Origin of the sequence: Acinetobacter sp. UBA3132, assembly GCF_002364825.1 — a bacterium.
GTDB lineage: Bacteria > Pseudomonadota > Gammaproteobacteria > Pseudomonadales > Moraxellaceae > Acinetobacter > Acinetobacter schindleri.
In genome coordinates this window covers 1-10,147 of record NZ_DEZM01000156.1, presented here as the reverse complement: position 1 = coordinate 10,147, position 10,147 = coordinate 1, and the positions used below count along the sequence as shown (strand labels likewise).

The window sequence follows — 10,147 nt, the reverse complement described above, 5'->3', positions numbered from 1 at the left end:
TCAATCTACTCTACCTGCTGCTTTGGAAATGCTCCAGAAAAGTGGAAACCCTTTAGATATTAAAAGAGGAAAGTTATCCAACAAAACAGATTATGAAACCGTGTCAGATAAGCGTAAATCAGGCAGTAGTTTCAAGTACAGGTTGCTAGAAATAATTCAAAGAGAAATTAAAAAGTTTGACCCTGTGCATGGCAGTGTTAGGTGTGGAAAAGCTGTAATACCAAAACAGGCAAATGTTGAAATTCAATATCGAACTGACACGAAAAAAGTGACGTATAGCAAAATAGAGGAATGCAGGAAGTGCTGGGTATGTCCAACCTGTGTCGCTCGATTGGGTGCACAGAAAAAGGTTGAACTAATTGAGCTTCAAAAGGTCATCAATGACTTAGGTTTGTATGCTTATATGATGACATTAACAATTCCACATTCCTTAAGAGATCGTTTAATGGATCTACTCGAAAAGCTAAAGGTAGCTCAGGGAAAATTTATAGATGGAATGCGAGCAGGAAAGTTGAGGAAAATCTTTTCTAAAGTTGGTCATATCACGGTACTTGAAGTCACTTATTCTGAAAAATCTGGGTGGCATCCACACCTGCATATTCTGGTTATTTCAGAGCAGTTTTATACTGCCAAGGAATTGATCAATATTGAGAAAGATTTATATAAAGCATGGTCTGCAAAGTGTAAGCTCAGTGGTATTAAAACTCCTAATCGGAAGTACGGTGTCAAATTGAAGAACTGTGCTTCTGATACGGATAAGTTAGACACCAAGGTCATTAACTACTTAATAAAACATCGGTTTGCAAAAGAGAAAAGTAGTACAAAATTACACGAAGATATTGACCACGGCGCAGGTCTAACGATCTGGGATATTGCACAGTTGGCATCCGATAAAAATAAGCATACTGCCAGAAAATATGGATTCATTCTGCAAGAGTATACGGTTGCAATGGTGAACAAAAACTTTATGCGATGGTCAGATCTGTTAACTGACTTTCTGATGGATAAAGGGTATGACTTCAAGAATGCAGAAGTGCAAAAAATTAAAAAACGGGAACAAAAACAAGAGAATTTGAAGAAAACGCTTCGTATCTTGCAGATTACTCAATCTTTATGGCAAAGGATTTGTAAAGCCTCATATGCAATACGGCGCCAACTTCTCCGTACTATAGCACTGGATATCCAGTATTTAGGGCTTGATTGTCGTATATACCCGAGAACTGACCGACTGCTTAAATATATTCAACAATCCAAACTCTTTGATTAGGTGTTGTTAATCAATCCAAAGTTGAATTACCAAGTCCATGATTTACTAGAATTGTTGATGTGAGTAAGGCACAATCATCACTGTAAATTTCTAGTTTTTAGCCCTTGGGCAAGCGGTATATTTTTAATGACAAATAATAATTTTTCACAGGTAGCAGCATTCATCTGGTCGGTGGCAGATTTACTGCGTGGGGACTTTAAACAATCCCAGTACGGGCGTGTGATTTTACCCTTTACCTTACTGCGCCGTCTTGAGTGTGTATTAGCTCCAACTAAAGCTGATGTGCTTGCTGCGAATGAAAAAGTAAAACAAATACCATTACCAGAAGAAGCTAAAGAAAAAATGCTTCTCAAGGCAACAGGTGGACTGTCATTTTGTAATACCTCTGAACTGGATTTGGGTAGCCTTGGTCAAAAGGATATTCGTGCTAACCTGAATAATTACATCCAGAACTTCTCTAAAGATGCCCGTGAAATCTTTGAGCACTTCAAGTTTGATGAGTTCATTGGTCTACTGGATGATGCCAACTTACTTTATAAAGTCGTGCAGAAGTTTGCTTCTACAGACTTGAGTTACAGCGCCGTATCCAACCATGAAATGGGATTGGTGTTTGAAGAGCTGATCCGTCGTTTTGCTGAAAGCTCAAATGAAACTGCAGGGGAACACTTTACCCCACGTGACATCGTACGTTTAACCACAGGCATTGTGTTTGGTAAAGATGATGATGCTTTGACTAAAGAAGGCATTATCCGCACCGTATATGATCCCACGGCGGGTACGGGTGGATTTTTATCCTCGGGTTCAGAATATGTCTATGAGCATAACCCTGAAGCGGTAATGCGGGTGTTTGGTCAGGAACTCAACCCAGAGTCATATGCGATCTGTAAAGCGGATATGCTGATCAAGGGTCAGGATGTGCGTAATATTAAACTCGGTAATACACTCTCCAATGACCAACTGGCATATGAGAAATTTGACTACATGCTATCGAATCCTCCATTTGGTGTGGACTGGAAGAAGATCGAACAAGAGATCAAAGATGAGCATGAGCAAAAAGGCTTTGAAGGGCGTTTCGGTGCAGGCTTGCCACGTGTGTCCGATGGTTCGTTATTGTTTCTGATGCACCTGATTAGCAAGATGCGTGATACTGACAGCAATGGTCAGGGTAGTCGTATCGGCATTATCCTGAATGGTTCGCCTTTGTTTACCGGAAGTGCAGGTAGTGGTGAAAGTGAAATCCGCCGCTATATCCTAGAAGCCGATTTGTTAGAAGCGATTATCGCCCTACCAACCGACATGTTCTATAACACTGGTATTGCGACCTATGTGTGGGTACTGAGCAATAAGAAAGATGCTGAGCGTAAAGGCAAAGTACATTTGATTAATGCTACTAACCTCAGTTCAAAAATGCGTAAGTCTTTAGGCTCGAAGCGTAATTATTTAACCGATGAAGAAATCCGTACCATTACCCAAAACTACGGCGCATTTGAAGCGGTAGATACCTTAGCCCATGATGGTGAAAGTGATCAGAAAAAGCCTTTCTCAAGCAAAATCTTTAACAGTTACGAGTTTGGCTACCGCCGTGTGACCATCGAGCGTCCGTTGCGTTTATCGGCTCAGGTGAGTGATGCTGCTGTAGCATCCTTACGTTTTGCACCGAAGCCATTTAATGCGGTGATGCAAAAGCTGTATGAGCAATACGGCGCAACATGGACAGCAGACAGTTATGGTCAATTGACGGAGTATGAAGCCGAGATTCGTGCGCTGATTAAAGCTGAATTTAGCGAGCTGAAAGAAAAAGACATTAAGACCGTGTTAGAACCAAAACTGTGGTTAGAACAACGTCAGTTATTCAATAAAGCCCAAGCCTTACAAGCCAAAATTGGTACGGCGCAATGTGATGACTTTAATGCCTTTGATGATGTCCTCAAACAAGCACTCAAAGATGCCAATGTGAAGCTTGAGAGCAAAGAGAAGAAGCAATTTATTGACGCCATCACCTGGAAAAATGCGGATGCTGAACCAGTGATCAATAAAGTGGTGAAAGGCGCAGAAAATCCGCTTTATGGTCAGTTTGCTTATAAAGGCAAAGTTGTTGAGTTTGTGCAGGATGGTGATTTGCGTGACGCAGAGAACATTGCGCTTGACCCAAGTGTCAGCACCACCGATTTAATCGAGTCTTATTTTAAACGTGAGGTGCAACCGCATGTGCCTGATGCATGGATCAATGCCGATAAGCGTGATGCACAAGATGGCGAGATTGGGATTGTGGGTTATGAGATTCCGTTTAACCGTCATTTTTATGTCTATGAACCACCACGTGATTTAAGCGAGATTGATACGGATTTGGATGCGGTCAGCCGTGAAATTATGGCACTTCTGCAAGAGGTGCATTCTTAATGGCGAAATATGAGAAATATGCTGAGTATAAAGATTCAGGGGTTGAGTGGTTAGAGGATGTACCAAAAGAATGGGACATCATTAAGATTAAGCATTTAAGTTCAGTAAAACGTGGAGCTAGTCCAAGACCGATTGATGATCCAAAATATTTTGATGATAACGGTGAATATGCTTGGGTGAGGATTGCTGATGTCTCAGCCTCAGATACGTACTTATTAAATACACCTCAAACTATGTCTGAATTGGGTAGTTCATTAAGCGTTAAGCTAGAACCAAATGAATTATTTTTAAGTATTGCAGGAACGGTAGGAAAACCATGTATTAATAAAATTAAGGCATGTATTCACGATGGTTTTGTTTATTTTCCTGAATTAAAAATCCCTAATAAGTTTTTGTTTTATGTATTCGCAGGTGAACAGGCTTATAAAGGGCTTGGAAAAATGGGTACACAATTAAACCTGAATACTGACACAGTAGGTGATATTAAAGTTACTTTACCTAAGTCGATTGATGATATTCAAAATATTGTGGACTTCCTCGACCATGAAACCGCACAAATTGATAGCTTAATTGCCAAACAAGAAAAGCTGATTGAATTGCTAAAAGAAAAGCGTCAAGCGGTGATTAGCCATGCAGTGACCAAAGGTTTAAATCCTGATGTAAACATGAAGGATTCAGGGGTGGAATGGTTGGGGCAAGTGCCTGAGCATTGGCAATTAGTACCATTAAAATATCTATGTACATTTAGTGGTGGCGGTACACCAACTAAAGATAATTTGAGTTATTGGACTGATGGAAATATTCCTTGGGTTTCTCCAAAAGATATGAAAACTTTTTGGATTAGTGAAACTCAAGACTACATTACAGAAAAAGCAGTAAAAGAATCCTCAACCAATATTGTGGAACAAAATAGTCTACTGATGGTGGTACGTTCAGGGATTCTGCAAAGAACAATTCCTATTGCCATTAATACTGTTCCGGTGACAATGAATCAGGACATGAAAGCTCTGAAATTTGGTAAAAGAGTTCTAGTTGAATATATCGCTAATTTGATTCACGGTAATACGGCGCAATTGCTTTTAGAGTGGTCAAAAGAAGGTGCAACTGTTGAAAGTATTGAACATGAATATTTAGCTAATAGCCTTATACCTGTACCTTCACTGAAAGAACAAGAAGAAATTACGCAAGTTATTGCTAAGAAAATGAAGGTTTATGCGGAATTAACTGAAAAAGCAGAATTACAAATCACTCTTTTACAAGAACGCCGTACAGCCCTTATTTCTTCTGCGGTCACAGGCAAAATCAATGTCAGCAACTGGCAACACCCCAATGAGGCTAAAACGGAGTTTAGCGCATGAATATTCTCAGATGCCTCAAACAAATGTGGAATCAAGCAGATACAAAAAATCATTGCATAAATAATTGCAATGATTCACTATATGCTCAACAACACCCGACAAGGCTAGGCAAGCAATTGCATCCTCAAACTGTCGGGTTACTTGTTTCTGGAGCCCTAAAAAATATAACAATCCGGGCAGGCCATCTATGAAATCTTTTAACAAGCCTGCCAAAACCTTTGCTGAACAAATTGAGCTATTAAAAGCGCGTGGTATGCAATTTGCAAATGAGCAAGATGCACAATTTTACCTAGAGCAAATCAATTATTATCGCTTAGGTGCCTACTGGCTTCCGTTTGAATACAGCCATTCACCACATTGCTTTAAACCAGAGACCAGTTTTGAACAGGTTTTAGAGTTATATGTTTTTGATCGTGAATTAAGACTACTCATCCTGGATGCCATAGAACGTCTGGAAGTTGCCGTTCGTACCCGTTTTGCCTATGAATTGGCACATCGGCATGGTTGTCACGCCTATCTGCAAGGGCAATACTTTAAACCCGCCTTTAGATGGCACAAATTATTAGAATCACTTGCAGGTGAAGTAGACCGAGCAGACGAAGTCTTTATCGAGCACTATAAACGTACCTATGATGATCCTGAATTACCACCAATCTGGGCAACCTGCGAAGTGATGAGTTTCGGGCAACTATCCAAATGGTATCAGCTCTTGGCACCGATTCAGACACGTAAAGCCATTTCCAGTCATTTTGATTGCGATGAAAAACAGTTTGAAGGCTTATTACAGCATTTTGTCTACTTAAGAAATACCTGTGCTCATCATTCAAGACTATGGAACCGCAAATTCACCAAAACCATCGCCAAGCCACGCAGTAAGCCGATGGGGCTTCGGGTGCAATGCAATTTTGAAAATACCAACGCATCAGATCGAAAAATTTATAATAGTCTGGTGTTTCTGCTTTATTTCATGGACAAAATCGCCCCGCAACATAAATGGCGTAAACGTCTGGTTGATCTGCTTTTGACACATCACAACATATCAAAAACAGCGATGGGCTTCCCTGAAGATTGGCAAAGCTATCCAGTTTGGCAAATAGAACCGTAATAAAGAAATTTGGGTATTTAGGGGTAGGGGAAACATGAGATCGGATGCAACTTTAGAAACTATCTTCCAGCAAGATATTATTGCGCAAATGCAAAGCCATGGCTGGCTTGTTGGTTCAGGTATAGGCTACAACCGTGAAAAAGCGTTGTATGAACAGGATGTTTTAGACTTCGTACAAAAGACCCAAGACAAAGAGTGGCAGAAATTTAAAAACATCTTCCCGAATGATACCGAACGTCATTTTCTAGATACCGTGGTGGCTCAGCTTAAAAAAGCCGATATCAATGCCACCGATGTTGAATCCCGCAGTTATGGCACATTGGGCATACTCCGTCATGGCATCAAGACCCGTGGTACACGCTTTTCATTCTGTCAGTTTAAACCTGAACATGGTCTAAACCCCGAACTGAATCAACGCTATCAGCAAAACATCTGCCGTGTGGTGCCTGAGTTGGTCTATAGCCCATACGCCAGCAAAGCCGAACTAGAGGCAACAGGCAAACAAGCCAAAAAATGGCGCATCGATCTGACTCTGTTTATCAATGGCTTTCCTGTGGCAACAATGGAACTCAAGTCCGAGTTTAAACAGGCTGTGCAAAATGCCATGACACAGTACCGAAAAACCCGATTGCCCAAAGACCCTGAAACCAATAAGCCTGAACCCTTGCTGATGTTTAAACGCGGGGCATTGGTGCATTTTGCCGTCAATCAGTATGAAGTCTATATGGCGACGCATTTGAATGGTGATAGCACCTATTTCCTGCCATTTAACAAAGGCACCAAAGAGCAGGGTGCAGGCAATGACATTCCTGAAAATCAAAATGAATATGCAACAGGCTATTTATGGAATGAAGTACTCACACCTGATAGCTTGCTGAATATTGTCGGTAACTTTATCCATCTTCAGATTGAAGAAAAGGAAGACTGGGAAGGTCGTATATACAAAAAAGAGAGCCTGATCTTCCCACGTTATCATCAGTGGAAAGTGGTCAGTAAACTGGTTGAGGACTCATTAGCTGAAGGCACGGGACAGAAATACCTGATTCAGCACAGCGCAGGTTCGGGTAAATCTAACTCAATTGCATGGACGGCGCATCAGCTTTCTAGCCTATATGATGCTAACAATAAAAAGATGTTTGATTCCGTCATTGTGGTGACAGACCGAACCATTTTAGATGCGCAACTACAAGACACCATTTATCAGTTTGAACATGCAGATGGCGTCGTGGGACGGATTAACAACAAGGAAGGCGATGGCTCCAAATCGGAGAAACTGGCAAAAGCTTTGGAAATGGCTCAGCCGATTATTATCGTGACCATTCAGACTTTCCCATTTGTACTACGTGCCATTGAAAACAGCACCAGTTTAAAAGAGCGTAAATACGCCGTGATTGCCGATGAAGCCCATTCATCCCAAAGCGGTTCCACGGCGCGTCAGCTTAAAGAAACTTTGATGATTGAAGAGCGTGATGAAGATGAACAGCTTTCTTCGGAAGATGTACTCGATGCCGTGATGGCATCACGTAAGGGGAGTGCAAACCTAAGCTTCTATGCCTTTACTGCAACACCAAAGGATAAAACCTTACAACTGTTTGGTCGGTTACCTGACCCAACCATGCCGCCGTCGAAGACCAATTTGCCTGAAGCCTACCATGTCTATTCCATGCGTCAGGCCATTGAAGAAGGCTTTATTCTGGATGTATTGAAGAACTACACCAACTATAAAGTCATCTATAAGCTCAAGCAGAAGATTGAAGAAAAAGATGCAACCGTTGATGCCAAGAAAGCCAAGATCAAGCTGAACCAATGGGTGCGCTTGCATGACCATAATATCTCGCAAAAGGTTGGCGTGATTATTGAGCATTTTAAAAAGAACGTGATGGGTTTATTGGGTGGTCAGGCCAAAGCCATGCTAGTGACCAGTTCACGTAAAGAGGCGGTGCGCTATAAACAAGCTTTTGATAAATACATTGCTGAGAACAAATACCAGAATATTCAAGCCATGGTGGCATTCTCTGGTGAGGTAGAATTCAACCAGAACGATTCTGATAGTAGTCATTTACTGGGGCAGAAATTCACTGAAAGTAACATGAACCCGAACCTGAAAGGTCGTGAAATGCGTAAGGCATTCGATAGCGATGATTTTCAGGTGATGATAGTGGCAAACAAGTTCCAGACTGGCTTTGACCAGCCGAAGCTGTGTGCAATGTATGTCGATAAGAAATTGGGTGGTGTGGAATGCGTACAGACCTTATCTCGTTTGAATCGTACTTATCCGGGTAAAGCAGAAACTGGCACCTTTGTTCTGGATTTCTTTAATGAACCGCAAGATATACTGGATGCCTTCCAACCTTACTACCAAACAGCAGAACTGGCAGATGTGTCCAATCCTGATCAAGTGTACGATCTGGCCAACAAGCTGAAATCAGCAGGTATTTTCCTTATGACTGAGGTAGAGCAGTTTACAGAAGCTTTTTATAGCAAGAACAAACCCAATGCGGCACTTGCCAATATCTGTAAGCCTGCGATGCAACGCTGGCAACATCGCTACACGACAGCCATGAATGATTATGATGTCACCAAGAACCGTTTAGAACGCTGTAAACAGACAGGTGACGCCGTACTAATTGCCAATGCGGAAAACGAATTTGCTGAAGCGAAGAAAGCCCGTGATGCACTGGAAATCTTTAAAAAGGATTTAGGCAGTTTTACCCGTTTCTATGAGTTTATGTCTCAGATCGTGGAATATGACGACAAGGAGTTGGAGAAGCTCAGTCTTTTTGCCCGTAACTTGCGCCCATTACTGCGTGAACAGGTGGCCGAAGAGGATGAGATTGATCTAAGCAATGTTGCAATGACGCATTACCGTTTGTCCAAGTTACGCCAACAGGATATTCAGCTTAAAGCCGATAGTACCGAGCATAAACTTGAGCCTGGTAATGAACTGGGTACTGCAAAGCCGAAAGACAAGAAAGAAGACTTTTTGTCGCAGATTTTAAGTCGTATGAATGATCTGTTTGTGACGGACAATCTGACAGAGAAAGACATGATCAACTATGCTCTGACCATTGCTGACAAGATGTCTGAGAACACACGAATGATGAAACAGATTCATACCAACACTCGTGAACAGGCCATGCTGGGTGAGTTTGACACGGCGCTTGATGATGCTGTATTAGACAGTAATGCAGCGCATATGGAGCAAATGACAGAGTTGATGAGTGATTCTGCGAAGATGAAGCAATTTGCGCATATTATTTATGATGTGTTAGTGAATAGAGAACGCTAGTTTTTTTAATTTGAGTGAAAATATGAATTATTGGCACATGCAATTACACCCAAGTGATCTTACTTGGGGAAGGGAAAAAAACTTGCTTATTGAGCGAGGGGTAATAGGTCTAGGTGATTGGAAAGAAGAGAAGGCTAATCAACAAGTAGCATTTGAGAAACAAATGAAGAAAGGGGATATCGTTGCTGTAAAACGTGGAGGTAATTTTATTGCTTTGACTAGAGTGACTGGTGATTATGAGTACATTGAAGATGATGAAGATTTTGAATGGTGTAAACGCCGAAGAAAAATTGAAATCTTGGATTGGTACGATAGATCATATGCATTTTATGTTGCACCCAATAAAACGTTAACACGATGTGCGGATGAAAATACAGCAACGACTATTTCAATAAAAAAATGGTATAAACAAGTGATAGACAATCAGAAAAAAGTAAAGACTCTTGAATTAATAAAATTTAAACATCAGATCATTTTACAAGGCCCTCCTGGGACTGGTAAGACTCGTTTAGCTAAATTGCTCGCTGAAGAAATTACACATAAAGGAAATACACTTGCTGATAAAGATGAACAAATAAGCCAAGGGGAGTATCAGATTGTTCAATTCCACCCGGCATATTCTTATGAGGATTTTGTAAGAGGCATTGTTGCTGAAACTAATGAAAATGGAAACATATCTTATAAAGTTGAAAATAGAGTATTAGCAGAATTCGCTAAAAAAGCTCAAG

Annotated in this window: 6 protein-coding genes; all 6 read left to right on the top strand. The window is 41.0% G+C overall.

Annotated elements, in window-relative coordinates:
- Nucleotides 1-1,267: protein rep (locus B4033_RS08620; protein WP_286833215.1), on the top strand; the 1,267-nt coding region annotated here is incomplete at its 5' end.
- Between the two features lie 126 nt (nt 1,268-1,393).
- Nucleotides 1,394-3,667: a type I restriction-modification system subunit M gene (locus B4033_RS08615; protein WP_286833214.1), complete on the top strand. Its 2,274-nt coding sequence runs from the start codon at nt 1,394-1,396 to the stop codon at nt 3,665-3,667.
- The gene (locus B4033_RS08610; protein WP_286833211.1) at nt 3,667-5,025 is read left to right on the top strand and encodes a restriction endonuclease subunit S; all 1,359 of its coding nucleotides are present in this window, start codon (nt 3,667-3,669) and stop codon (nt 5,023-5,025) included. The genes B4033_RS08615 and B4033_RS08610 overlap by 1 nt, the downstream gene beginning before the upstream one ends.
- A 187-nt stretch (nt 5,026-5,212) precedes the next feature.
- The gene (locus B4033_RS08605; protein WP_286833209.1) at nt 5,213-6,130 is read left to right on the top strand and encodes an Abi family protein; all 918 of its coding nucleotides are present in this window, start codon (nt 5,213-5,215) and stop codon (nt 6,128-6,130) included.
- Between the two features lie 34 nt (nt 6,131-6,164).
- Nucleotides 6,165-9,419, top strand: coding sequence for a type I restriction endonuclease subunit R (locus B4033_RS08600; RefSeq protein ID WP_286833207.1), 3,255 nt, complete (start codon nt 6,165-6,167; stop codon nt 9,417-9,419).
- Nucleotides 9,420-9,456: 37 nt separating this feature from the next.
- On the top strand, nt 9,457-10,147 hold a 691-nt coding region (locus B4033_RS08595; protein ID WP_286833205.1), incomplete at its 3' end, for an AAA family ATPase.

Bases quoted from the DNA above. Each gene is read 5' to 3' on its own strand.
- B4033_RS08615 (WP_286833214.1), top strand. From the start codon at position 1,394: ATGACAAATAATAATTTTTCACAGGTAGCAGCATTCATCTGGTCGGTG.
- B4033_RS08610 (WP_286833211.1), top strand. From the start codon at position 3,667: ATGGCGAAATATGAGAAATATGCTGAGTATAAAGATTCAGGGGTTGAG.
- B4033_RS08605 (WP_286833209.1), top strand. From the start codon at position 5,213: ATGAAATCTTTTAACAAGCCTGCCAAAACCTTTGCTGAACAAATTGAG.
- B4033_RS08600 (WP_286833207.1), top strand. From the start codon at position 6,165: ATGAGATCGGATGCAACTTTAGAAACTATCTTCCAGCAAGATATTATT.